The following is a 25,811-nucleotide window of genomic DNA, read 5'->3' as shown; positions in this document are numbered from 1 at the left end:
CCTTAAGCCGCACGGTGCGGGGCATTTGCGCGGTCTACGTTTAATGAGGGAGATATTTTTACGGCACGGCTGCCGCTAAATTTTCATTGCGACTGGAGTAATGTTTATGAGCAAAAAATTTGCCCGCAGCAGCCTGTGTGCGCTTGGTATGGCCATAATGACCGCGCAAGCCGCCGAGCCACCGAAAGCGATTGGCGACGGAGAGGGTCGGCTGGATATTATTGCCTGGCCGGGTTACATCGAGCGGGGACAAACGGATAAAAACTATGACTGGGTAACCCAGTTTGAAAAAGAGACCGGCTGTGCGGTAAACGTTAAAACCGCCGCCACGTCGGACGAGATGGTGAGCCTGATGGCGAAAGGTGGGTATGACCTGGTCACCGCGTCCGGAGATGCGTCGCTCCGTCTGATTATGGGAAAACGCGTTCAGCCGATTAACCCGGAACTCATCCCCAACTGGAAAACCCTCGACCCGCGTCTCGTTAAAGGTGAGTGGTTTAACGTGGGCGGCAATGTCTACGGCACGCCGTATCAGTGGGGGCCAAACCTGCTGATGTACAACACCAAAACCTTCCCGACACCGCCGGACAGCTGGAGCGTGGTGTTTGTAAAACAGGACTTACCTGACGGTAAAACCAACCAGGGCCGCGTGCAGGCCTATGATGGTCCGATTTACATTGCCGATGCGGCGCTGTTTGTGAAGGCCACTCAACCCCAGTTGGGTATTAACGACCCCTACCAGTTGACGGAAGAACAGTACGCTGCGGTTCTGAAAGTGCTACGCGATCAGCACGCCCTGATCCACCGCTACTGGCATGACACCACCGTACAGATGAGCGACTTTAAGAATGAAGGCGTGGTGGCGTCCAGCGCCTGGCCATACCAGGCGAATGCCCTGAAAGCCGAAAACCAGCCGATCGCGACCGTCTTCCCGAAAGAGGGCGTCACGGGCTGGGCAGACACCACTATGCTTCACGCGCAGGCAAAACACCCGATGTGTGCTTACAAATGGATGAACTGGTCGCTGACGCCAAAAGTGCAGGGCGATCTGGCGGCGTGGTTTGGCTCTCTGCCGGTGGTGGCGCAAGGGTGTAAGGCCAGTACGCTGCTGGGTGAGAAAGGCTGTGTAACCAACGGTTACGACGCCTTTGACAAAATCAAGTTCTGGAAAACCCCGATCGCCGAAGGCGGCAAATATGTGCCTTACAGCCGCTGGACGCAGGATTACATCGCCATCATGGGTGGCCGTTAATCATCCGGGAGCAGAACATGACGTACGCGGTAGAGTTTAATGACGTTTCCCGTCTGTACGGCGACGTACGGGCGGTGGATGGGGTGAGCATTGCCATTCGTGACGGGGAGTTTTTCTCCATGCTGGGGCCGTCGGGCTCCGGCAAAACCACCTGCCTGCGGCTGATCGCCGGTTTTGAACAACTCTCCGGCGGGGCGATCACAATCTTCGGTAAAGAAGCGAGTGAGCTTCCTCCGTGGGAGCGGGACGTCAATACGGTGTTCCAGGACTACGCGCTGTTTCCGCATATGTCGATTATCGATAACGTCGCTTACGGGCTGATGGTCAAAGGCATCGACAAGAAAAAACGCCATGCACTGGCGCAGGAGGCGCTGGAAAAGGTCGGGCTGAGCTTTGCCATTGCGCGCAAGCCGTCGCAGCTTTCTGGCGGCCAGCGTCAGCGCGTTGCCATTGCGCGTGCGCTGGTCAATGAACCCCGCGTGCTGTTGCTGGATGAACCGCTGGGGGCGCTCGATCTGAAACTGCGTGAACAGATGCAGGTCGAGCTGAAAAAACTTCAACAGGCACTCGGGATCACCTTTATTTTTGTGACCCACGATCAGGGGGAAGCCCTGTCAATGTCCGACCGGGTCGCCGTTTTCAACAACGGACGCATTGAGCAGGTGGATACCCCGCGTGAGCTATACATGCGGCCGCGTACGCCGTTCGTGGCCAGTTTTGTCGGCACCTCGAACGTTTTCGATGCGGCACTGGCGCAGAAAGTGTGCGGCATGGAGGGTGCTTATTCGCTTCGACCGGAACATATCCGACTCAATGAGAGCGGTGAGGTTCAGGTTGAAGGCGTGGTTCAGGCTGTCCAGTATCAGGGTGCGGCAACGCGCCTGGAGCTGAAACTTGCCGGGGGGGCAAAACTGCTGGTGAGCCAGGCCAATCTCAGCGCGGACACACTGCACACCGGCGTTGAGCCGGGGCAGGCGGTGCTGGCGTCATGGTCGCGCGACGCCATGATCCGCCTGCATGAGGAAGGGTGAAATGGCGATGAGCGTCTTACATCCTCCCGCACCGCGCGGTACCCTAAGCCGCATGACCGCGCACTTCTGGCGCAAACCGTCGCTGGGGATATTCCTGCTTCTGCTGGCACCGCTGATGTGGTTTGGCATCGTCTATCTGGGATCGCTCCTTACGCTACTGTGGCAGGGCTTTTATACCTTTGATGACTTCACCATGTCGGTTACGCCGGACCTGACGCTGGCGAACATTCAGGCACTTTTTAACCCGGCAAACTACGACATTATTATCCGTACGCTGGTGATGGCGATTGCGGTCACCCTCGCCAGCGCCATTCTGGCCTTCCCGATGGCCTGGTACATGGCGCGTTACACCAGCGGCAAATGGAAAGCGTTCTTCTATATTGCCGTTATGCTGCCGATGTGGGCGAGCTATATCGTCAAAGCGTACGCGTGGACGCTACTGCTGGCGAAAGATGGCGTGGCGCAGTGGTTTCTCAGCCATCTGGGGCTGGAGCCGATTCTGGTCTCTGTTCTGACGCTCCCGGCGATTGGCGGGAACACGTTATCGACCTCCGGGCTGGGGCGGTTTCTGGTCTTTGTCTACATCTGGCTGCCGTTTATGATCCTACCCGTGCAGGCGGCGCTGGAACGGCTGCCTGCCTCGTTGTTGCAGGCCTCTGCCGATCTCGGCGCGCGTCCGCGTCAGACCTTTCGTTATGTTGTTCTGCCGCTGGCGATCCCGGGTATCGCGGCGGGCTCGATATTTACCTTCTCTCTGACGCTCGGTGATTTTATCGTGCCACAGCTGGTAGGGCCGCCGGGCTATTTCATTGGCAATATGGTCTATGCCCAGCAGGGGGCCATCGGCAATATGCCCATGGCTGCCGCCTTCACCCTGGTGCCGATTGTGCTTATCTCGCTTTATCTGGCGTTCGTGAAACGTCTGGGAGCATTCGATGCACTCTGAACGCGCACCGTTGTTCCTGAAAGTGGCCGCCTGGGGCGGGGTGATCTTCCTCCATTTCCCCCTGCTGATTATTGCCATCTACGCTTTTAATACTGAGGACGCGGCCTTCAGCTTCCCGCCGCAGGGGCTGACGTTGAAGTGGTTTAGCGTGGCGGCGGGGCGTGGCGACATCATCGATTCCGTGACGTTGTCACTTAAAATTGCGACGTTAGCGACGGCTATTGCCCTGGTACTTGGCACGCTTGCTGCAGCGGCGCTGTGGCGTAGCGCGTTTTTTGGCAAAAACGCCATTTCGCTGTTGCTGCTGTTACCGATAGCGCTGCCGGGCATCATCACCGGTCTGGCGCTGCTGACCGCTTTCAAAACCATCAATCTGGAGCCTGGTTTTTTTACCATCGTTGTCGGGCACGCCACGTTCTGCGTGGTGGTGGTGTTTAACAATGTGATTGCCCGGTTCCGACGCACCTCCTGGAGCCTGGTTGAAGCATCGATGGATTTAGGGGCCGATGGCTGGCAAACCTTCCGTTACGTGGTCCTGCCCAATCTTGGGTCGGCGCTGCTGGCCGGGGGCATGCTGGCGTTTGCTCTGTCGTTTGACGAAATTATCGTCACAACCTTTACCGCGGGACACGAGCGCACGTTACCGCTGTGGTTGCTTAACCAGCTCGGACGTCCGCGTGACGTGCCGGTCACCAACGTGGTCGCACTGCTGGTGATGCTGGTGACAACCTTCCCCATTCTGGGAGCCTGGTGGCTAACCCGCGACGGCGAGAACAGCGCCGGGAGCGGGAAATAACATTGATTTCAACGGGACAATGCTATGCAAAAACGACTGCTGATTAATGGTGAACTGGTGAGCGGCGAGGGGGAAAAACAGCCGGTCTATAACCCTGCCACCGGAGAGGTTCTGCTGGAGATTGCTGAAGCATCTGCCGCGCAGGTCGACGCGGCCGTGCAGGCAGCCGATCGGGCGTTCGCACAGTGGGGGCAAACCACGCCCAAAACGCGTGCCGAATGCCTGCTGAAACTGGCTGACGTTTTTGAAGCGCATGCCGACGAGTTTGCCAGACTCGAATCCCTGAACTGCGGTAAGCCGCTGCACTGCGCGCTGGGCGATGAGATCCCCGCGGTGGTCGATGTGTTTCGGTTCTTTGCTGGCGCGGCCCGCTGCCTGAACGGACTGGCGGCGGGTGAGTATCTGGACGGCCATACCTCGATGATCCGCCGCGATCCGGTCGGGGTTGTCGCCTCCATCGCCCCCTGGAACTACCCGCTAATGATGGCGGCGTGGAAGCTGGCACCTGCGCTGGCCGCCGGGAACTGCGTGGTCATCAAGCCTTCTGAGATTACGCCGCTGACCGCCTTAAAACTGGCCGAACTGGCGAAGGATATTTTCCCGGCTGGCGTGCTGAACGTGCTGTTCGGGCGCGGAAAAACGGTAGGCGATCCGCTGACCGGGCATGAGAAAGTGCGCATGGTGTCACTCACCGGCTCAATTGCTACCGGGGAGCACATCATTGGCCATACCGCCTCATCCATAAAACGTACCCACATGGAGCTGGGCGGCAAGGCACCGGTTATCGTCTTTGATGACGCCGATCTGGATGCGGTCGTCGAGGGCGTGCGGACGTTTGGTTTCTACAATGCCGGGCAGGACTGCACTGCGGCCTGCCGGATTTATGCCCAGAAGGGCATTTATGCTGCGCTGGTGGAAAAACTGGGCGCAGCGGTGGCCAGCCTGAAAATAGGGGCGCCGGAAGAGGCCTCTACCGAACTGGGGCCACTGAGCTCGCAAGCGCATTTGTCGCGCGTCTGTCAGGCTGTGGAGGAGGCCAAAGCGCTCAGCCATATTCGCGTGGTGACGGGTGGCAGTAAAAAAGAGGGGGCGGGTTACTACTTTCAGCCAACCCTGCTGGCCGGCGCAAAACAGGAAGATGCCATTGTGCAACGTGAAGTCTTTGGCCCGGTGGTGAGCGTCACCGAATTTGACGACGAAGACCAGGTGCTGGCCTGGGCTAACGATTCACAATATGGCCTGGCCTCGTCCGTCTGGACCCGGGATGTGGGGCGCGCTCACCGGCTGAGTGCGCGTCTGCAATATGGCTGCACCTGGGTGAATACCCATTTTATGCTGGTAAGCGAAATGCCACACGGCGGCATGAAGTTATCCGGTTATGGGAAAGATATGTCGGTATATGGGCTTGAGGATTATACCGTTGTCCGCCATGTGATGATAAAACACTAATATGCAGCTAAGTGGCTGTAATATATTGAAAATATATTGCAGTCGCTTGCTTGTGGACCATTGACGTTAAAATTAGTGCTCAGCAGAGCTACCTGGTTGATGATTATGCCATCCTGACTGGAATTGGATAAACATGTGTAATAATGGCCCCAAACGGCAACTGGAATGACAGGTAATGGGATTTCAATATTGGTTCACGGTATGTGCAATTTTTCTGACCTGCCCCTTTATGCTTGTTCAGTCGATTATCTTTTTGCGACGAGGTGTCTACACTAAAACCTTCAAGGGAACGATGCGAAAGGAATATATCCACAAAGACACTAAACCTATTGAATACTGGTTTAACGTTATTGCTCAAATGATGATGAGTGCTGCAGTACTTGGTTTAGGTTTCTGGTTATTAGATGACCTACCTGCCTTTCATAGTTGGCACACTGAAATCCGCGCAATGCTTCCTTTTTAATTCACCATTGAAAAGATGCCAAACCTCGCTCAAGCGGGGTTTTTTGTTACCTGAAGATAACCACGGGGCATCGAAGCCAGAGGGATTAAAGAGTCAACTACAATCTTGATCTTGTCATGCATGGTTTTCGAAGACGGATCCTTGTCAGGGCATAGTTGTAACGCAATATACTCATTTGTTATTAGCCTTAATATTTAAATGGTTATTGTGTAACGAAAAAACTTGATCTGTATCAACATATGACGCATATTGCGTGCGGTTATTTTTTCGGCTCTGGAATACAGAATGACGTTGTATCAAAAGATGTTGGTTTTTTACGCAATCATGGCTTCTATCTGCGCATTAATCACCTGGTTCCTGTCTAAAGATCGTAAACGCATCCGCCTGCTCAGCGCGTTTCTGGTAGGGTCGACCTGGCCGATGAGCTTCCCCGTTGCGCTGCTGGTCTCGCTTTTCTGAAGCACGCTTCCATTTTTAAACGATGAACATGGCATTCCCGTCACGATAACTGTATAAATAAACAGTGCATCGTAAAAGGAGTGCTTATGAACAGTTTTTACTCGCAACATGCGGGTTGCACAGTCCGCTGGCATGATTTGCCCGGCACCGGCGATCCCGTCGTCTTCATCCACGGATTGGGCTGCGCCTCGTCCTATGAATATCCCCGCGTCGTTCGTGACCCTCAGTTTGGCGGGGGCAGAACGATTCTCATCGATTTACCCGGCAGCGGTTACAGCGATAAGCCTGAGCACTACAGCTACAAAACTACCGATCAGGCCCGCGTTGTGGCTGAACTGATGGATCATCTGAAGCTCGATGCCTTCTGGCTGTACGGTCACAGCATGGGCGGCAGCATCGCCATTGAAGCGGCGGGGCTGTTGGCATCGCGTGTTAAAGGGCTGATGGTGTCGGAACCCAATTTTCATGCCGGGGGTGGGATGTTCAGCCGCTCGATTGCCGCACAAACGGAACAGCAGTTTCTGGAACAGGGATATCAGGCCATGCTCCGAGCAGAAGAAACGGCGTGGGCCGGGTGCCTCCAAAGTAATGCACCTTATGCTGTCTGGCGCGGCGCATCGAGTCTGGTGGCGGGCGTTGAGCCGGACTGGGAAACGCAATTTCTGTCTCTGCCTTGCCCGGTGACGTTGATTTTCGGCGAGCTCTCTTTGCCGGATGACGATGTGGAGCGCCTGAAGCAGAAGGGCGTTGAGGTCAAAATCATCCCTGCTGCGGGGCACTCCATGTCGTGGGAAAACCCGTCGGCACTGGCGCAGACGTTAGCGGAGTGTATGGCGGCGTGATTATCGTTGCGAAATGTTGGCCGGGTAAGCGCAGCGCCACCCGGCAACAAAGGCTGCTACATGATTAAAGCCCGAAGTGCCCGACGTGCGTCAGGCTGAACATCATGCGGGTGCTGATAATCAATGTTCTCTATTGCCCGGCTATAGAGGGCAACTAGCCAGTCATATACGTATGCGGTGGCCGCATGGACAGGCTGTTCCCCCAGGCGCGTCAGGCGCGGCGCGGCGCAGCTAACCACGGGCGTAACAAAGATTGCCTGCCCCTTACGGATACGGCTTGCCGGACGTTCAGCAACAGGCGTCTGGTCGTAACCCAGCCAGCCAACGAAATTACCTATCACAGCATGCAGCTGTGCGGCGCTGCTCTTGTCGGTTTCGACAATACGCTGAAGCTGCTGAGGCAGGTTAAGACGGTAGCTGGCGACCACCAGAACCTCGGCAATTTGCTGTAACACCGCAGGCTCAAGACCCAGGCGTGTGGCCGCTGCGTCATTGCGACTCCACTGGCGCAAATGGTTCATCCACACTTTATGCGCCAGGCGCGCTTTATCTTTTGTCTGGAACGTGCTGGCACTTTCCTGCGCATTATCGGCAAACAGATCGATGGTATCCGTAAACAGACCGTTGACCTGCTCCTCGCGCGGTTGCTGGACGGCCAGAAGCGTTTCGAAGGCTTTAAGCGGAGGCAGAAGCCCTTCGAGCAATTCGCCGTGGCGGGCAGCGCTGCTTTGCAGGGTACGAACCATGTTCTCGGCCTGAGTTCGTCTTGCTGCAGGCTCCTCAACCAGTGGTGCCAGATAGCTGTGCATTAAAGCCGACAGATCCTGGCGCAGCGCCGTTTTCAGCGTGTTGAGACGTTTCTGTCGCTGGGCAGGTAACGTGGCCTGAGACAGCCACTCGATGACGCGCTGCATGCTGTGGCTGTCCAGCGCCTGCAGCGTGCCCCAGCGCAGGCCCGGTTTACCCAGCAGATGCTGGACCGCTTCATCGAGGTTTTGCCGGGTGGTAAAACGCGCGTCGTGAGGCGTAATCGCCCACACCAGACCCGGCAGGGCTGATTCCTCCGCAGGCTGCGTCTCTTTGACCCAGTTCATCAGTACCTTTGCTTTTTTTGCCGTCTGGTCGTGCTGCGCGGCCGCATTGCAGATAACCAGCACATCTGGCTGCAGCTGCTGGCGATAGTGTTCCAGCAGCCACTGACATTTGGCCTGGCTTAGCGGATCGGCGCTGTTGTCTGCAAATACCGGGATATCAATAATATCGACGTTATCCAGCGCGCTGCTCTCGACAGGCAGTACCAGTTCACGCGTCAGGAATGCCAGTACATCGACGGGCAGGCTAATGGCATTAAGCATCTCGCCGTTGTTCAGGGGATGCAGCAGCGTCTCCTGAGCGTCCGGAAGGGTAAAGGTGCCATGGGTCAGGAAGCCTTCACCAGGCAGACCAAAGTTATCCACCAGCAGGCTGAGCGGGGCGGCAAGTTCGCTGGCGTGGCTGGTCTGGTGCAGAACATGGGCGAGCTTTAACCACTGCTGGGTCAGTTCCTGTTGCTCACCCCACAAAAGCGACCAGACGCTGGCCCGGGTGGTGAGATCAAGCGATGGCACCAGTTGCGCAAACTGATGCCACAGCACATCATCAATTTGCTGTCTGGCGGCAGGTACCGTGCTCTGCCAGAAGCGGGCAATCGCGCCCACTTCCTGCGCCGTTATGCCCGGTACACCCTGCGGCTGATGCAGGCCGCGCCACTTCTCAAGGCGCGTCTCGATAACGGCTTTATCCACGGCGCGGATCTGCGGGTGTAAGGTGGTGCGGGCAATAAACAGCTGCACCAGCTCGGCCTCGGTGACCAGGCTCAGACGTAGCGGGAAAGCCTCATCGTCCACTGCCGCGCTTTCAGTGGTGAAACGCAGTGCCATGTTGGTCAGGGCATGTCCCGGGTTGATATGTGAGAAGTAGTCAAACGTGCGTTGCCCGGGGGTGACGTTCAGCCGCCCGTTACCGTTGCCGCACAGGGACAGCAACAGATGCGCTTTGGCGCTTTGGGAGTGGCCATACAGACCAATGCTGCTCCGCCGGGTCAGGGCCTGTTCAATGGCCTGCTCCCGCGCCTGCGCCGCATTGATACGTGCCAGCAGGGCGTCGGCATCGTTATCCAGCACCGGGGCGTGCAGGCGCGTCTCGTTAATCCACCCGATTAAGGCCTGCGTGGTGGTCATCGTTGCACTCATTTCAGGTATACACTCCCGCTGTCGATCCAGTAGTGGCTACCGCTATGACGGCGATCGGCCAGGGTATTCAGTTTGAAGGTTAAGGCGTCAGGTGGGACAGGGGTTCCATCCTGCAGCCAGGCGTCGCTCAGCTCGAAAGATTCCGGGCCTTCGTGCTTGCTGCCTCCGCAGAGCTTAAGCCGCACGTTCAGCACGCCGTCGCCAGCAATCGCTTTGGCCAGTTCCGCCGAGTTGATACTCAGGGTGTACAGCGGCGTCGCCGGCCAGCGTGCGTTCGCCAGCTGGCGGAAGCCAAGCGTGACGTTCCCACGCAGCGGGAAATGCAGGCGGGCATCGAGTTTTGCGCCAGGTTTATCCAGGTCGATATCCTGATACCAGACGTTCTCCTCACGCAGCGTGTTAACGGTGTTATCCAGCACGCCCAGATAGCGCACGGTGGAGTAGGCGCCAATATCGGCCGCCTTAAAGTTAAAGCGCGGCAGACGCAAATCGAGCGCCAGGCTGCAGAGCATGGCCCCCACGGCGGCGGTCGATTTCGGGTTACCGATGCGACCCTGCTGGCTGAACGGATACCACTCATGAACCTGGTATTTATCCAGCCATACGATGCGATTAACCGGCACGGGCTGGAGATGGCGGATCAGCGCCTGCACGCCCGGCAGGCACCCCGGACGACCGGTGATCAGCAAAATATCGCAGCTGTAATGAGAGATCGCTTCGCACACCGCATGAAGCGGAGAGGCCAGCGTGAATTGACCCGCCAGCATTGCATCCTGCATTTCGCGGAAATTCACATGCAGCGGCACGGCAAACAGGTCGAAGGCTTCAGAGCCAGCAGGCAGAGCGTGGTCGACTGCCTGCTGCAGGTAGTTCATTACGTTGCGGGTCGGCTTCTGCGGCAGCAGATCGCCAAAGGTGGCATGTAAACCGGCCAGCGGATCGTCAATGTCGCTGGATTCCCACGCGGCAAGGATCGCATGACCGATCGGCATAAAGAGCTGAAGTGCGGTCTGCTGGCGCAATACCGCCTGGGTATCAATACGCCCGGAGTCACCGAACAACGACGCCATCAGCAGAGACGCGTCCGCAATGCCGGACTTCTGCAACTGCGTTTGCAGGGCTGGCAACACATAGCGCTGGATAACGTCCAGCAGCGTGTCGTCGCCGGCCACTTTAAACCCTTCGCGGAAGAGAAGCTGTGGCGTGATTTTGACGTTATTCCCGGAGCCGTCATCCAGCTGATAGTGGGTGATCGCCATATCTGTGGTGCCGCCGCCAATGTCGATAGAAGCGACGCGCAGCGCGCGACCCGGCTGGACACCAGGCTCGGGTTCACGATCCGGGCGGGCGAGGGAGGCGAAGAAGGCTTCCGTCTGACCACCAAAACGGGAGATCGCTTCGTTGTAAAGCCAGACCAGTTGCCCGCAGCTCGCTTCATCCCACTCCATCTGGATCTCAGGCACCGGCACCACGCTTTTATCCTGCTGCTTGCGGGTGGCAAAGTCTTCATCCTGCGGATGCCATCCCATCGCTTTCCAGACGATGGCAATCGCTTCAAACATGCGGCGACGGAAGATCTCGCGCTCCTGCTTCGGCATCGCCGAGGGCAGCGTGAGGATCAGCGTGCGCAGCTGGCGCGGAGACGCCGGGAAGCCCAGACGCAAGCGCGTGGCGACGCTGTTGATCTGGCCCAGCGCCTGTGCCAGCAGCTCGCAAAGCATATGGGTCATCAGGGTGCTGCGGCTGTACTGCGGAGAGAAAACCGGCAGACGCTCGTCCTGGGGCAGCGTAAACAGCGGTTCGCCGTCATCATTCATCAGGTTCATCAGCGGGAACGCGGTTGCCAGCGGCTCGCGTTGGGTTTTGCTGTTCATCTGGCTGAAACGCCAGTCCTGCACCACCGGCGTCTCATCCCACAGGTAGCGACGCGGGCTGGAGATACCGCTGTTACCTTCAGTCCCCAGACGCTGCATGGCCAGCTTACGCGCCTCATCGCCAACCCGGACAATAGAAGGCCAGACGAAGGCATCCTCGCGACCGCTTTCAACCGAGAAGTGCTGTTTGCCAAAGCGTGCTTCCGAGAACTCCAGGCGGCTGGTAAACAGGGGCTCATTGAGGAACTGCGGCTCGCTTAAAGAGCGCACCTGCAACTCGGCCGTCTGGCGCAGACCGTCGTTGGCGTCGCCGTGATCTTCAATAATCACGCCGCAGGTATGGGTGTTGCCCACGTCGAGGATCAAATCGACCGGAATGGCAGGCGTGCTGAGCGTATGGGTGACAAATTTGACTTCCGGCACGGTGAGCTGTTCACCAAGCATGGTCAGCACATTCAGCCAGTGTGCCTGATACTCAAAGCTGCGCATGGCCTGTTGCAGATCGCGTTCTGAACGGTGTTCAACGTCCGAGGCGTACTGCGTGAACGCTTCGCGCAACCAGCCGTCTATCCACGTCTGGTCGAGGAAATTTTCTACTTCGGCATCGCGCCAGGCCAGCGCGAAGCGGGTCCCGTTGAGGATGTCGTTTTCCACCGGCGACAGCGCGGAGGTGGCATGCTCCGCAATCTGGCTGTCGAGGGCGAGGGTGACGCGATGGGTGTTGCCTGCGGTGTCCGGCGTCTCCAGCTTGCGGACCTGAACGCGCGCCCAGTTGTCCGGGCCGTCAACAAAGGTTCGCGGCGGGTTGAAACGCAGGAACGGAACGGGGAGCCAGACGCCATCCAGCACGGCCAGGGACTGATGCAGCGCGATGGTTGTCTCAGGCTTGACTACCTCAGGCTGGCCGCCGTCCGTGCCGGGCAGGGTGTAACGCCCGTTAACCAGGTCGAAATCAAGGCGCAAAAGCGGGCCGTTCGCGGTTTTACGCACGAAACGCCCGTTGCTGGCGGTGTCCTGCGGGGTCAGACCGAAATCGAGGAACTGTACACCGCTGTTGGCAATAAGCGTAACGCTCTGTTTATAGTCGCAAAGATTTACCAGCATAGGATCAGGCACCTGCTTTCTTAAACGTCAGTGGAACGACGGTTTTTGCATCATAACGGGCATTGCATTCGGCGACATCGCTGGTGCCTGCTTTACAGGAGACTTCCGGCATCGGGTAGCGGGAACCGTCTGTGCAGCGTGCATTGCCGCGACTCTTAATCATCAGCTCGCCATTGCTGTGCAGGCCGGAGAAAACCTCTACGCGGCACACAACGTTATCGCCATGCACAACACGGGCGAAGCCTTTGTTGTTCTGGATCTGATAGCGCAGTGACGGCGGTTTGCCGGTCACCGGATCTTTTACGTCAAGAATGGCGCGCCAGGTGCCGTTCAGGAAACGCGTCGAGCCCGCTTTGACCTGACCGGCCTCCATGACCATGGCATCTTTCGGTATCGCGGCAATCACCACCGGGGCAGACACCGGAGCGGGATCGGGTTCCTTCGCTTTATTCTCTACCACCTCAGCCTGATGCAGCGGCAGGTTCATCGCCAGTGGTTCAACCGCTTTAATTGGTTTTGGGGCAATCGCCACAGGTTGCGGTGCCGGGGCGGCGGCTGGCGCGGGCTCTGCCGAAGGGGCCTGTTTTGGCCACAGCAGCGGGGCGGCAATGGCGGCAACGATCACAGCGGCAACCGGCAGCGACCATAAGGGAACGCGACGCTTTTTCACGACGGGCGCAGGAACAGGCTCTTCAACAGGCGGCGCAACGGCGGGGGCGGGCTCGGGCTCATACAGCGCTTCCGGCGTAATGCGCACAACCGTGGCCGGGGCGATCAAAGGTTCGTCAGCGTGTTCAAAGGTGACGGCCGGGGTCGGTTCTGGTTCCGGTTCAGGATCTTCAATCACCACCGGCGCGGGCTCAGGGATCAGCGATTCGCGCAGGCAGTCGAGTACGTCATCGCGTGCATTTTCGTTCAGGTTTACAAATCCCCAGAACGCAATGACCGGTTTACCGTCGACCAGATAAAGGAAATTTTCGCTCGGGAACTGGAAGGCTTTCGACAGCAAGGAGCCAAAAAGCTGTTGTGCGGTTTTAGGCGACTGGAGGCATTTCTTACTCAGCGATTCAACGCTGGCAAGGGTATTTTCCAGATAGCGTAGGGCGCGAAAACGGTCATCTTCATTGGCCGTTTTCCAGCTGGTGACGCTACCTTCCACCGGGGAGTACCAGTCCACGCGGTCACCGCCGTCGTTGACCTGCGGAATGGCCAGACAGTCGACAATGGCCTGCTGTTTGCGCAACCGGAGTGCTTCACGTATTTGCAACGCTGATTCAAAAACGGCTTGTCCGCCGCCGCCAACGGCCTGAAAATCATCCAGATTACCGCTGCGTAAAAGAGTTTTTGCCACGATTTGATCCCATATACTTCTTCACACCGTTACTTTAACGAAACCGGAAAGCAAACAAACGGAGGAAGAGACGCTAAAAGCGCCGATTTCTTGCGGCATAGATCGTGACGGTTGTGCTTGACGGATAATGGAACTTAAGACAAATCACCTTTTTCGGCACTGGCTGTAAAACCAGCGAAAAACGCGGCTTTAGAATAACCTGATAGTGTTTCGTTATTTGCCAGCTTATAGCGGCTGTGCTGTTATTACTGTCCTATATAATAAAACTGTCAGGGTTATAACCATGTCTACAGGGAAAACACTGCTCGCCCTTGCGCTGAGCGCTATTTTACCAGCCGGTGCCGCATGGGCGGCAAACAACGACACCCTTATTTACTGTTCTGAAGCGTCCCCCGAGTCGTTCAACCCGCAAATTGCCAGCTCAGGCCCGTCATTCGTCGCCAGCTCTCAGGTACTCTATAACCGCCTGATCAATTTCGACCCGGTGAAAAACACCCCGGTTCCGTCTCTGGCGGAATCCTGGACGATTTCACCGGACGGCAAGACCTATACCTTTACGCTGCGTAAAGGGGTGAAGTTCAACAGCAACAAATACTTCAAACCGACGCGCGACTTTAATGCCGATGACGTTATTTTCTCGGTCATGCGTCAGAAAGACCCTAAACATCCGTATCACAATGTGTCGCAGGGCAATTACGAATACTTTAACGACGTCGGCCTCGATAAGCTGATCCAGGACGTTAAAAAGGTCGATGATTATCATGTTCAGTTCACCCTCAGTGAACCGAACGCCGCTTTCCTGGCCGACTGGGGCATGGATTTTGCCTCCATTTTGTCTGCCGAATATGCGGATGCGATGCTGAAAAAAGGCACGCCTGAGAACGTCGATACCTGGCCAATTGGAACCGGCCCCTATGTACTCCAGCAGTACAAAGTGGATTCTCTGATCCGCTATGTGGCTAACCCGAACTACTGGGAAGGCCCGGTCCCGACCAAACACCTGATTTTCTCCATCACGCCAAACGTGGAGACCCGTCTGGCGAAACTGCAAACCAATGAGTGCCAGATCATTCCTGCGCCATCTCCGGTGCAGTTTGACGTCATTAAGAACAACAAAGACCTGACGCTGCACTCCGTCGATGCGCTGAACGTGGGGTATCTGGCGTTCAATACCGAGAAAAAACCGTTTGATAACGTGCTTGTGCGCCAGGCGCTGAACTACGCCACCGACAAAAAGGCCATCGTTAACGCCGTCTTTATGGGCTCCGGTACGGTCGCGAAATCTCCAATTCCGCCAAATATGATGGGCTTTAATAAAGATCTGAAGGATTACAGCTACGACCCGGAAAAAGCGAAAGCCCTGCTGAAACAGGCCGGACTGGAGAAGGGCGCGGAGGTCACGCTGTGGTCAATGCCGGTACAGCGTCCGTACAACCCGAACTCCCGCCGTATTGCCGAGATGATCCAGAGCGACTGGGCGAAAGTGGGCGTGAAGGCCAAAATCGTCTCTTACGAGTGGGGAGAGTATCTTTCCGGAATGCGTAAAGGCGAGCATGACTCCGCGCTGTTCGGCTGGATGTCGGATAACGGCGACCCGGATAACTTTGCCGATGTGCTGCTGGGCTGCAATAGCATCAAAACCGGCTCCAACGCTGCACGCTGGTGTAATAAGGATTATGATGCCCTGGTGCAGAAAGCCAAACTGACCAGCAACCCGGACGATCGTGCGAAGCTGTATAGCCAGGCGCAGGAGATTTTCTATCAGCAGGCGCCGTGGATTGCGCTGGCAAACGGCAAAACGTTCTATGCAACCCGCAGCAACGTCGCGGGTTACAGCGTAAGCCTGATGGGCAGTGATTTCTCAAAAGCGAAGCTGAACTAAGCATTTTATCGCCGGGTGGCGGCTACGCCTTACCCGGCCTACTCATGCCTCGTAGGCCCGGTAAGCGCAGCGCCACCGGGCAAATGAAAAGGAGTGACAATGTCACATTTAAACGAAGTTATCGCCCGTGTGGATGCCGCGATTGACGAAAGCGTCATTGCACATATGAACGAACTGCTGATTGAACTGAGCGATGATGCTGAGCTGAGCCGCGAAGAACGCTATACCCAGCAGCAGCGCCTGCGTACCGCGATTTCGCACCACGGTAAGCAACATAAAGAAGAGATGGAGGTGCGCCAGGAGCAGCTCACCAAAGGCGGCGTTATTCTGTAATGTTCAAAACTGGCGTCGGGCCACCAGCCACGCGCCCACCACCAGCATCACTGCACCGCACACCGGGCCGATCAGCGCCCGCAGCGGGATGCCATGGCTTTTCAGCACGTCCATTATCAGCCCGCCGATGAGCTGGCTTGCCACCAGCACGGCGATGGTTGTCGCCGCGCCAACGTTCTGGTAACCACTAATGCTGGCAAAAACAAAAAATGAGCCCAGCAACCCGGGGATCAACGTCCACCAGCGCACCGTGGATGCTAGCTCGTTAAACCCCGCGACCCCTTGTTTAAACAGCAGAATGCTGACAAACAACACAATGCCGACCAGCGAGTTCAGCAGCATCGCAATGAGTATGGTGGAAGAGGACTGGGTGATGCGCACCATCAGGGTATTTTGCACCACCAGGCCAATGCCCGCCGCCACCAGAAAAGCCAGCGTCAGTGATTGGTTCATTTAATCGCATCCGGATCGCTGCGCTCATCAAGCTGCAGCTGCATAAAGGTTAAGTCCAGCCAGCGGCCAAATTTGGTGCCCACCTGCGGCATCTGACCCGTTGTAACAAAGCCAAGCGTCTGATGAAGATGGATAGAGGCGTGGTTCTGCGCTTCAATCCCCGCCACCATCACATGCTTGCCGATGTCACGGGCTTCAATAATCAACGCCTTCATCAGCATACGGCCAATGCCTTTGCCCTGGTGATCCGGGTGGACGTAAACCGAGTGCTCTACCGTATGACGAAAACCGTCAAAGGCGCGCCAGTCACCGAAGGAGGCGTAGCCGGTGATGATGCCATTCTCTTCGCTTACCAGAACCGGATGACCTGCGAGGGTGCGGGCCTCAAACCATGCGATACGGTTATCAGTATCGACCGTGGTATCGTTCCAGATCGCGGCGGTGTGCAGCACCGCGTGGTTGTAAATTTCACCAATAGCGGCGCAGTCTTCTTTGCAGGCATGACGAACGATCATGATGGAACCCCTGAATGTGTTGTTTACTATGTTATTACGTTATTGCTACGATATTACACAACAACCCGGACAGATGGCTACGGTATAAGCCCGATTTTTTTGTTATTAAAACCTCATTGAAATACCGTTCATACACTATAGTATGACGTCATGAACACCATAACAGACACGATGAATCAACGGATTAGCGCAAGAATTCGCCTTGAACGCGAATCACGCGGATGGTCGCTGAGCGAACTCGCCGATCGGGCAGGCGTCTCGCGCGCCATGATCCACAAAATCGAGCGCGGCGACAGCAGCCCGACGGCAACGCTGCTTGCGCGCTTATCCGGCGCGTTCGGCATCAGCATGTCAACGCTGATAGCAAGAGCGGAGATGCAGGAGGGTAAACTGCTGCGCCTTGCTAACCAGCCCGTCTGGCGCGATCCGCAAACCCATTACCTGCGCCGCCATGTTTCACCGCGCACCGATCTGCCCATCGATCTTGTCCAGGTTGAACTGCCAGCCGGGAGCGATGTGCCTATGCCCGCATCGTCCTATGCGCTGGCCCGCCAGCTGATCTGGCTGCAGTCCGGGGAGCTTGTCTTTCAGGAAGGCGACACCCGCCACGAAATGCAGGCCGGGGATTGTCTGGAGCTCGGGCCGCCCAATGACTGTCGGTTCATTAACGAAACCAATGAACCCTGCGTCTATCTGGTGGTTCGGCTTAACCAGTCTGGCTCGTAATGTTAAGGCGCTCAGGCAGATCATGAGCCAGGATCAATGGACATCTGTACCATAAGGAGTCTCTGATGAATCAATCTGTTTCGCAAAATCGTCGCTGGGTACTGGCTTCGCGTCCACACGGCGCGCCGGTCGCGGATAACTTTCGTCTCGAAGAGCAGCCGGTTCCGGTACCGGCGGCAGGAGAAGTTCTGCTGCGTACGATCTGGCTTTCGCTTGACCCGTACATGCGCGGCCGCATGAGCGATGCGCCATCCTATTCACCGCCGGTTGAAATTGGTGCGGTGATGGTCGGCGGAACGGTCAGCCGCGTTGAGCAGTCCAGTCATCCGGATTTTAAAGCAGGGGAATGGGTGCTGGGATACAGCGGCTGGCAGGAGTACGACCTCTCTGACGGCAGTGGCCTGGTCAAACTGGGCGAAAATCCCTCCCATCCTTCCTGGGCGCTGGGCGTTCTGGGAATGCCGGGCTTTACCGCCTACATGGGGCTGCTGGATATCGGGCAACCCAAAGCGGGTGAGACCCTGGTGGTTGCCGCGGCAACGGGGCCCGTAGGTGCGACGGTTGGGCAAATTGGTAAAATCAAAGGCTGCCGGGTCATCGGTGTGGCCGGAGGCGCAGAAAAATGCCGCCATGCCGTTGAGGTGCTGGGCTTTGACCTGTGTCTGGATCACCATGCCGATGATTTTGCCACGCAGCTTCAGAACGCCTGCCCGAACGGTATTGATATCTATTATGAAAACGTTGGCGGTAAGGTCTTTGACGCCGTGCTCCCGCTGCTCAATACCTCCGCGCGGGTGCCGGTATGTGGTCTGGTGAGCGGCTACAATGCCACCGGTCTGCCTGAGGGGCCGGATCGTTTGCCGCTGTTAATGGGCACCATCCTGAAAAAACGCATTCGTATGCAGGGTTTTATCATCGGCCAGGATTACGGACACCGCATCAAAGAGTTCCAGGAAGAGATGGGGCGCTGGGTGCAGGAGGGTAAAATCCACTATCGTGAACAGGTGACCGACGGGCTGGAAAACGCACCGGAGGCGCTGATTGGCCTTCTGGAAGGCAAAAACTTTGGCAAAGTCGTGATTCGCGTCGCGGCAGACAATAAATAAACAAGATTATGGCGGGGTAACCCGCCATATTTATTTGTGAAGATACGATATATTGTCTTTAATTAAACCTACACAGCTTTCGTGCCTTCCTTGCGGATGAGCCAAAGAGCGATAAAAAAACCGTGTTTGTACTTTTTGATGTTTATACGCATTTCCCACCACCAGGCATGACGATACAGGATATATCGGACCAACGTCGTTTATTTAAACTGACGTTAATAAATAGCATTAAGTTTTAGCTACAGGAATTGAACATGCTTGATTTGGATCATTTAGAGAAAGCGCAAAGAATCAGTCTTACCATGCAAGTTGAAATCAGTTTGAAAGGGGCATTAATTACAGGCTCGTTGAAACCTGGCGCTCGACTGATTACCAAAGAGATTGCCGATAAATTAGGAACCAGTATCACACCGGTTCGTGAGGCACTTTTGCGTCTGGTCTCCTCTGGGGCGCTGCAGGCCACACCGGCGCAGGCGTTTCTGGTGCCGGAGGTCACGCTGGAACGCTATAACGAGATCACCGCTATCAGGAAACAACTGGAACCAATGGCGGTAGCGGCCGCCTGTCAGCATATGACGCCAGCTAAGCTTGAGACGTTGCGCAAAATGTCGGATGCCTTTCATGAGGCGATGCGCAACGGCAATGTTCAGCAGGCGCTGCACGCGAATCGCGTGTTTCGCTTCACCCTTTATCAGTATGCGGAGATGCCAACGCTCAGCGCATTAATTGAACAACTGTGGATACGCATCGGGCCCTGTATTAACTATCTGCATCAGGAGCTCAACGACATCAAAGCGTCGGCGTATCACAACGAGGAGTTACTTGCGGCACTGGAAAGAGGGGATGTTGAAGCCAGCCAGAAAGCGGTGGATAAACTGATTGATGAAGCTAATTCACTTTTACAGCGTCAATATTTTAGCTGAGGAATTATTTAGCAGCCAATCTATATTTCCGTCGTAAAATATTCGCTCCATGAATAAGTCCTGATGGCTCTACGCCATCAGGAACGATATTTAAGATTACGAAAGAGTAAAACAGGCAATAAAATGCCTGTTTTAGTCCTACTCGAAACGATAAGCAACCGACAGGCCAACGCCATAGTTACGACCCGGAGCCGGTTCGTAATAACGCCCGTTGGATTCGTTGACAATCACCGAGCCGGCATACGTTTTGTCGAACAGGTTATCAACGCGACCAAAGAGATCCAGGCCCCAGTTGCCATAGTTGAACTTATACCCGGTATTCAGACCGACCACCGTGTAAGACGGAGCCTTTGCCGTGTTTTCGTCGTCGGCCATGATATCGCTCATGTAACGCACGTCGGTACCCGCATACCAGCCTTCCTCAGGCTGCCAGCCAAACGAGGCAAAGCCCATATTGCGGGCAATACCCGGCATCCGGTTGCCGTTACAGTTGTCATCACCGCAGACGTTGGTGCGGTAGGTGGCGTCCAGATATGTCCATGCCATTTTCAGCTTCCAGTTTTCAGCAAACTGCTGATCGAGGGAAACTTCCACCCCCTGACGACGGGTTTTACCGGCGTTTTTGTAGCTGGTACGTCCGCCAGAGCTGGCATCCACCACAATTTCATCGTCGGTGTCGGTGCGGAACAGGGCCGCGGTCAGCAGGCCATTGCCGATGCGGGTTTTGCTACCCACTTCATAGGTATTGTTGGTGGACGGCTTCAGGCCAATGTTCAGGCCGCCCTGGTTATCCGCGCGGTAGGAGAGTTCATTGATGGTGGGGGTTTCAAATCCACGACCTGCCGCAGCGTAAAGGTTCCACGCGTCCGTCACGGCATACTTCACCGCCCCGGCCGGGAGCCACTTGTGATAGCTCGCGTCGCCGCTGTCGTCACCGTTGCCTGGCGTAACGTAATGATCGTTGGAATCAAACCAGACGGAGCTGTAACGCACCCCGGCATCCACAGAGAGTTTCTGAGTTAACTGCCAGCGGGTTTGCAGGTAAGGATCAACGTTCCACATCAGGTTACGTTCGTTGCGGCGCTTGTCGCCTTTTACGCCGTACTCCGGTACGCCGTTGTTCATCACGAAGTTCTCATACCCGCGACGATCTTCGCTCATGTTTTCGTAGTTCAGGCCGGTGGTAAAGGTCACCGGCACCAGCAGTTCGCCGCGGTGCGTCCAGCGTGTATCGATGCCCTGATAGTGACGCTGCATATCAATCACGCCGCCAGAGTGGGAGGGGCGCAGCTGTGGCTGATAAGGGATCGACTGGTACTGGGTCATTTCACGCTCGCCAGCGTACATCATGACGCTGAGATCGTCCTGCGCGCTGAGCTGGCGGTCATAGCGCAGCCCGGCCTGGGTCTGCTTGATGGTTTTGCGCGTGTTGTACTGATCGCCACGCGGAGACTGGCGCGGGTTATCCTGCCACTCCTGGTAATTCAGTCCACCCGGATCGTTGGCTTTCATGTCCACACTGTTAAAGATCAGCGTCAGCTTGCTGGCATCGTCAATCCGCACGCCCAGTTTTGCGTTGGCGAGATTCTTCCGCGCACCACTGTGATCTCGGTAGCCTTTGGTGGTGAAGCGGGTGGTGGATACGGTGTAATCCACATCGCCCGCGTGTGTGCCGTCGCCCATCGCGCCGGTGGCTTTCATCCCGTAGCGCCAGGTACCGTAACTGCCGTAATAGCTGCTGGCCTCAATGGTCGGCGGCTGTTGACCGGTCTGGGTGTTGATGTTGATCACGCCGCCGGAGGCGTTGCCATACAGGGCAGAGAAGGGGCCGCGCAGCACTTCCACGTTCTCCACGCTGGAGAGATCGATGTTAGAGGTCTGGCCCTGGCCGTCTGGCATGGTCGCCGGGATCCCATCCACGTACATTCGAATACCGCGCACCCCGAAGGTGGAGCGTGCACCAAAGCCACGCATCGACAGCTGCAGATCCTGGGCGTAGTTCTGGCGGTTCTGAATTTGCAGGCCCGGGACGCTACCAAGCGATTCCGAGAGGTTAATGCGTGGCGCGGCGTGACGCATATCATCGCCGTTCACGACGCTGACCGCGGCCGGGGTATCAAGCTCCGATACCGTTTGTGGGGTGGCGCTGACGATCAGGGTCTGTTCATCCGCGCCCATTGCGGTGAGGGGCGAAAAGATAACAGGAGCCAGTAGCAGTGGAAGCGTAGCCCTATGGGCAGAAATGATTTTCATGAAATAAACCGGTTAAGGATAAGAAACGTACCAAATGGAACATGTCCATATATGTTAAAACTTTTGTAAATGCTTTGAAAACTATAACCGCACATTGCGTTAAGGAAAGGCGAAGCGGAAAAGAAAAACTCCACATTTTGCTGATTAATGATTACTATTCTCATTAACAAAACGGCAATGCCATGACGTTGCCGACCGGAAGTGATGTCAGCAGTACACCCCCTCTTGTGAAAAAGGAATTGTTATGTCTTTACGTCATCTGTGCTCGCCGCGTCTGCGTCGTTCTCTGTTGTGTAGCGCTTTACTGCTTGCCGGTACCTTCCAGGTGCATGCTGGCGAAGAGATGTTGCGCAAAGCGGTAGGCAAAGGCGCGTATGAAATGGCCGTGAGCCAGCAGGAGAATGCGCTGTGGGTTGCGACATCACAAAGCCGTAAAATGGATAAAGGCGGGATTGTGTATCGCCTCGATCCGGTCACACTGGACGTGACGCAGGTTATTCATAACGATCTTAAACCGTTTGGCGCCACCCTGGATTCGGCCTCCCAGACGCTGTGGTTCGGCAACACCATCAACGGCGCCGTAACCGCCATTGATGCCAAAACCGGCGAGGTGAAAGGGCGCCTGGTTCTGGACGACCGCAAACGCAGTGACACGGTCAAACCGCTGCAGCCACGCCAACTGGTGGCGGATGATGCCACCCACACCGTGTACATCACCGGGGTCGGTAAAGAGAGCGTGATCTGGGTGGTGGATGGCACAACGCTGAAGCTGAAGGACACCATCGCCAATACCGGTACTTACGGCACCGGCCTGGCGCTGGATGCGCAGGCGAAACGACTCTATACCACCAACGCCGACGGCGAACTGGTGACAATTGATACCGCCAGCAACAAAATCATCAGCCGCAAAAAGGTACAGGATGATGGTAAAGAGCACTTCTATCTGAACCTGAGTCTGGATACGGCCGGGCAGCGTGCCTTCCTGACCGATTCAAAACAGCCGGAAGTGCTGGTGGTGAGCCTGAAGGATGGCAGCGTGATTGAGAAGATCGCGACGCCAGAGTCGCTGGCGGTGCTCTTTAACCCGACGCGCAACGAAGCGTACGTGACGCATCGTGAAGCCGGAAAGGTGAGTGTGATTGACACCAAAACCTACAAAGTGACGAAAACCTTCGACACGCCGGTCTATCCAAACAGCCTGGCGCTCTCTGCCGATGGCAAAACGCTGTACGTGACGGTGAAACAGAAATCCAACCGTCAGCAGGAAGCGACTCAGCCTGACGATGTGGTACGTATCGCGCTCTAATGTGGGCATTGCCCGGTGGCGCTGCGCTTACCGGGCCTACAAAACCCTGAAATGTAGGCCGGGTAAGGCGAAGCCGCCACCCGGCTTTTTTTATTAACGCGAGGTCTCTTCCACCAGCGGGCCGTCGTGTTTTTCATCGTCATGATGAACCGGCGCGGTGCTGTGGATTTCATGCACGCGCTTACGCACGCCAAACCAGCCGGCAATCAGCAGAACGGCCAGCAGCGGAATGGTGGCGATGGTATAGGTGCCGTTCGGGTAGTCGAACGCCATCAGTACCAGCACGCTGAACAGGAACAGCAGGGTAAGCCATGAGGTCACCGGAGCACCCGGCATCTTGAAGCTCACGTCAGCCGCTTTGCCCTCTTTAATGGCTTTGCGCAGACGCATCTGGCAGACCACGATAAATGCCCAGGAGGCGATAATCCCCAGCGCGGCCACGTTCAGCACGATCTCGAACACGCGGGACGGCACCAGGTAGTTCAGGAACACGCCAAACACGTAGACCACCAGCGTCGCCAGGATACCGGCATATGGCACCTGCTGCTTGCTCATCTTCGACATAAACTTCGGCGCAGAGCCGCCCATCGACATGGAGCGCAGAATACGGCCGGTAGAATAGAGGCCAGAGTTCAGGCTGGAGAGCGCCGCGGTCAGCACTACGATGTTCATGATACTGCCCACGTATGGCACGCCGAGCTTAGAAAAGAAGGTCACAAACGGGCTCTGACCCGCCTGGTAGGCGTTCCATGGCAGCAGCAGAACCAGCAGCACCACAGAACCCACATAGAACAGACCGATACGCCAGATCACGCTATTAATGGCTTTTGGCACCATGGTCTGCGGGTCTTTACATTCGCCTGCCGCCGTACCCACCAGTTCGATAGAGGCAAAGGCGAACACCACGCCCTGCACCAGTACCAGCGCCGGCAGCAGACCGTGCGGGAAGAAGCCGCCGTTATCGGTTATCAGATGGAAGCCGGTTGCATTGCCGTCCAGCGGCTTACCGCTGCCAAGGAAGACGGTACCGACGACCAGGAAAATCACAATCGCCAGCACTTTTACCAGTGCAAACCAGAACTCCATCTCGGCGAACCACTTCACGCCGATCATGTTCATGGTGCCGACAATCGCCAGGGCGCCAAGCGCAAAGACCCACTGCGGGATATCGCCAAACGCGCCCCAGTAGTGCATATACAGCGCAACGGCAGTGATATCGACGATACCGGTCATCGCCCAGTTAACGAAGTACATCCAGCCAGCGACGTAGGCGGCTTTTTCACCGAGAAATTCGCGGGCGTAAGAGACAAAGCTGCCGCTGGAAGGGCGATGCAGTACCAGTTCGCCCAGCGCGCGAAGAATGAAGAAGGAGAAGATCCCGCACACCAGATAGACGAGGGCGAGAGCCGGGCCAGCCATCTGCAGACGTGCACCAGCACCTAAAAACAGACCTGTACCGATAGCGCCGCCGATGGCGATCATTTGAACCTGACGGTTGCCCATCGCTTTGTGGTAGCCCTCTTCATGGGAGTTTAACCAGCGACGTTTAGCAGCATGATGATCGGCTGCGCTTTTATTGCTTGTTTTCATTGAGTTACCTGTTTGCCTGTCTGAACCATTATCGTGATAGTCCTGCCTGGCAGAGAGCATACAAACGATTGCTTCTGCGCAAACACATGTCGCCTTCCCAGTCATTCTGCGTATGGATAAGGCGAAACATGGCGAGGCATCCTACCTGCAATTGATAAGCGACGCAAAATATAACCGTGCCGAAAGTGATGCACGTCGAAGGAAATCGTGTGGTCAGAGCAGACGGGGATCACAACGCGCTGAATCGTGGTGAGTTTTTAGACAAAAGATTCGCGGATTGATGATTTAAACATCAGTGGCGCTTATCAGTTGCTCAGTGGAACTAGCGGAAGGTAAACGCTATGATCGGTTTGGTTTTTATTCTGCCAGAACGAGGCTAACGGTGAAAATTAATGTAATCGGCACCAGCGGAAGTGGAAAAACCACGCTGGCAAGACGGATCGCTGATGAGCTGGCTATTCCTTATATTGAGATGGACAGGCTTTACTGGCGCCCGAACTGGCAGGGCACAGCAGATGATGCGTTTCTGGAAAAACTGGAGCATGCATTAAGCGCTTCTCAAAACTGGGTGCTCGATGGCAACTATAACCGCACGCGCCCTGTTAAATGGCGCAATGTGGATCTGGTCGTCTGGGTGGACTATGGATTTGTCCGTACGCTGTATCAGGCCGTTATCCGGGCGATCAAGCGGGCCTGGCATCAACACGAACTCTGGCCGGGAACGGGCAATAAAGAGAGTTTCCGGCGCGCCTTCTTCAGCAGAGAGTCCATTATCATCTGGACGATTAAAACCTGGCGCAACAACCGCAGGCGTTATCAGGTCGATATGCAAAACCCGGACTACGCACACATACGCTTTATCCGTATTACCCGCCGCGCTCAGGCGGAAATGCTGATTTCCTCCCTAAAGTCTTATTCTTAACAGG

22 protein-coding genes are annotated in these 25,811 nt (G+C 56.1%); 15 read left to right on the top strand and 7 right to left on the bottom strand.

Annotated features, from left to right (window positions below; all coding sequences use genetic code 11):
• Positions 1-106 precede the first annotated feature (106 nt).
• The 8 genes from ydcS to ACQG22_RS12160 all read left to right on the top strand — a co-directional run bounded on the left by ydcS (position 107) and on the right by ACQG22_RS12160 (position 7,238).
• A complete protein-coding gene (gene ydcS, locus ACQG22_RS12195) occupies positions 107-1,252 on the top strand; it encodes a putative ABC transporter substrate-binding protein YdcS (protein WP_048972261.1) in 1,146 nt (381 codons plus the stop codon).
• A 17-nt stretch (positions 1,253-1,269) separates the two neighbouring features.
• Positions 1,270-2,283: an ABC transporter ATP-binding protein gene (locus ACQG22_RS12190; protein ID WP_048972263.1), complete on the top strand. Its 1,014-nt coding sequence runs from the start codon at positions 1,270-1,272 to the stop codon at positions 2,281-2,283.
• A 1-nt stretch (position 2,284) separates the two neighbouring features.
• Positions 2,285-3,229 carry an ABC transporter permease gene (locus ACQG22_RS12185; protein ID WP_013096475.1) on the top strand — a complete coding sequence of 315 codons (945 nt, stop codon included), beginning with the start codon at positions 2,285-2,287 and terminating at the stop codon, positions 3,227-3,229.
• Positions 3,219-4,025 carry an ABC transporter permease gene (locus ACQG22_RS12180; protein ID WP_029882932.1) on the top strand — a complete coding sequence of 269 codons (807 nt, stop codon included), beginning with the start codon at positions 3,219-3,221 and terminating at the stop codon, positions 4,023-4,025. The genes ACQG22_RS12185 and ACQG22_RS12180 overlap by 11 nt, the downstream gene beginning before the upstream one ends.
• Before the next feature lie 24 nt (positions 4,026-4,049).
• Positions 4,050-5,474 (top strand): aminobutyraldehyde dehydrogenase, encoded by a 1,425-nt coding sequence (patD, locus tag ACQG22_RS12175; protein WP_369706458.1) that lies wholly within the window; start codon positions 4,050-4,052, stop codon positions 5,472-5,474.
• A 175-nt stretch (positions 5,475-5,649) separates the two neighbouring features.
• Positions 5,650-5,937, top strand: coding sequence for a hypothetical protein (locus ACQG22_RS12170; RefSeq protein WP_029882934.1), 288 nt, complete (start codon positions 5,650-5,652; stop codon positions 5,935-5,937).
• A gap of 285 nt (positions 5,938-6,222) precedes the next feature.
• Positions 6,223-6,396, top strand: a complete 174-nt coding sequence (locus tag ACQG22_RS12165) for a GhoT/OrtT family toxin (protein ID WP_013096478.1) — start codon at positions 6,223-6,225, stop codon at positions 6,394-6,396.
• Between the two features lie 86 nt (positions 6,397-6,482).
• Positions 6,483-7,238 (top strand): alpha/beta fold hydrolase, encoded by a 756-nt coding sequence (locus tag ACQG22_RS12160; RefSeq protein WP_369706459.1) that lies wholly within the window; start codon positions 6,483-6,485, stop codon positions 7,236-7,238.
• 56 nt (positions 7,239-7,294) lie between these two features.
• Here the strand turns inward: ACQG22_RS12160 and ACQG22_RS12155 are convergent, their stop codons facing one another.
• Genes ACQG22_RS12155 through ACQG22_RS12145 form a run of 3 tightly spaced genes read right to left on the bottom strand, consistent with a single transcriptional unit; the run spans position 7,295 to position 13,798 of the window.
• Positions 7,295-9,469 (bottom strand): virulence factor SrfC family protein, encoded by a 2,175-nt coding sequence (locus ACQG22_RS12155; RefSeq protein ID WP_369706460.1) that lies wholly within the window; start codon positions 9,467-9,469, stop codon positions 7,295-7,297.
• The gene (locus ACQG22_RS12150; RefSeq protein ID WP_029882937.1) at positions 9,466-12,447 is read right to left on the bottom strand and encodes a virulence factor SrfB; all 2,982 of its coding nucleotides are present in this window, start codon (positions 12,445-12,447) and stop codon (positions 9,466-9,468) included. The genes ACQG22_RS12155 and ACQG22_RS12150 overlap by 4 nt, the downstream gene beginning before the upstream one ends.
• Positions 12,448-12,451: 4 nt before the next feature.
• Complete coding sequence (locus tag ACQG22_RS12145) at positions 12,452-13,798, bottom strand: SrfA family protein (protein WP_369706461.1); 1,347 nt, start codon at positions 13,796-13,798, stop codon at positions 12,452-12,454.
• 283 nt (positions 13,799-14,081) lie between these two features.
• Between ACQG22_RS12145 and ACQG22_RS12140 the strand changes: the two genes are divergently transcribed.
• A complete protein-coding gene (locus ACQG22_RS12140; RefSeq protein ID WP_369706462.1) occupies positions 14,082-15,680 on the top strand; it encodes an ABC transporter substrate-binding protein in 1,599 nt (532 codons plus the stop codon).
• Positions 15,681-15,779: 99 nt separating this feature from the next.
• Positions 15,780-16,013 (top strand): YdcY family protein, encoded by a 234-nt coding sequence (locus ACQG22_RS12135; protein WP_062856304.1) that lies wholly within the window; start codon positions 15,780-15,782, stop codon positions 16,011-16,013.
• A gap of 3 nt (positions 16,014-16,016) precedes the next feature.
• On the opposite strand, the gene ACQG22_RS12130 is transcribed toward ACQG22_RS12135, so the two are convergent.
• On the bottom strand, positions 16,017-16,466 hold the full coding sequence (locus tag ACQG22_RS12130; RefSeq protein ID WP_369706463.1) for a DMT family transporter: 450 nt from the start codon (positions 16,464-16,466) through the stop codon (positions 16,017-16,019).
• Positions 16,463-16,981 (bottom strand): GNAT family N-acetyltransferase, encoded by a 519-nt coding sequence (locus ACQG22_RS12125; RefSeq protein WP_178328038.1) that lies wholly within the window; start codon positions 16,979-16,981, stop codon positions 16,463-16,465. The genes ACQG22_RS12130 and ACQG22_RS12125 overlap by 4 nt, the downstream gene beginning before the upstream one ends.
• A 150-nt stretch (positions 16,982-17,131) precedes the next feature.
• Between ACQG22_RS12125 and ACQG22_RS12120 the strand changes: the two genes are divergently transcribed.
• From ACQG22_RS12120 to ACQG22_RS12110, 3 genes are all read left to right on the top strand, one after another.
• Positions 17,132-17,707 (top strand): helix-turn-helix domain-containing protein, encoded by a 576-nt coding sequence (locus ACQG22_RS12120; protein WP_013096486.1) that lies wholly within the window; start codon positions 17,132-17,134, stop codon positions 17,705-17,707.
• Positions 17,708-17,772: 65 nt separating this feature from the next.
• Positions 17,773-18,813, top strand: a complete 1,041-nt coding sequence (locus ACQG22_RS12115; RefSeq protein ID WP_062729495.1) for an NADP-dependent oxidoreductase — start codon at positions 17,773-17,775, stop codon at positions 18,811-18,813.
• Positions 18,814-19,067: 254 nt separating this feature from the next.
• Positions 19,068-19,736, top strand: coding sequence for a GntR family transcriptional regulator (locus tag ACQG22_RS12110; RefSeq protein ID WP_013096488.1), 669 nt, complete (start codon positions 19,068-19,070; stop codon positions 19,734-19,736).
• A gap of 138 nt (positions 19,737-19,874) precedes the next feature.
• Here ACQG22_RS12110 and pqqU read toward each other — a convergent pair whose 3' ends face one another.
• Positions 19,875-21,989, bottom strand: a complete 2,115-nt coding sequence (gene pqqU / locus ACQG22_RS12105; protein ID WP_062729496.1) for a TonB-dependent receptor PqqU — start codon at positions 21,987-21,989, stop codon at positions 19,875-19,877.
• A gap of 244 nt (positions 21,990-22,233) precedes the next feature.
• Here pqqU and ACQG22_RS12100 point away from each other — a divergent pair, with 244 nt between their 5' ends.
• Positions 22,234-23,295, top strand: a complete 1,062-nt coding sequence (locus tag ACQG22_RS12100) for a YncE family protein (RefSeq protein WP_062729497.1) — start codon at positions 22,234-22,236, stop codon at positions 23,293-23,295.
• A gap of 93 nt (positions 23,296-23,388) precedes the next feature.
• Here the strand turns inward: ACQG22_RS12100 and ansP are convergent, their stop codons facing one another.
• The gene (gene ansP, locus ACQG22_RS12095) at positions 23,389-24,885 is read right to left on the bottom strand and encodes an L-asparagine permease (RefSeq protein WP_020684770.1); all 1,497 of its coding nucleotides are present in this window, start codon (positions 24,883-24,885) and stop codon (positions 23,389-23,391) included.
• 382 nt (positions 24,886-25,267) lie between these two features.
• Here ansP and ACQG22_RS12090 point away from each other — a divergent pair, with 382 nt between their 5' ends.
• Positions 25,268-25,807: an AAA family ATPase gene (locus tag ACQG22_RS12090; RefSeq protein ID WP_044158442.1), complete on the top strand. Its 540-nt coding sequence runs from the start codon at positions 25,268-25,270 to the stop codon at positions 25,805-25,807.
• Positions 25,808-25,811 lie beyond the last annotated feature (4 nt).

It is taken from the genome of Enterobacter cloacae complex sp. 309I3 (assembly GCF_050031595.1).
Taxonomy (GTDB): Bacteria; Pseudomonadota; Gammaproteobacteria; order Enterobacterales; family Enterobacteriaceae; genus Enterobacter; species Enterobacter cloacae.
Note: the sequence above shows the minus strand (reverse complement) of the source record. Positions and strands in the feature narration are given on the sequence as shown.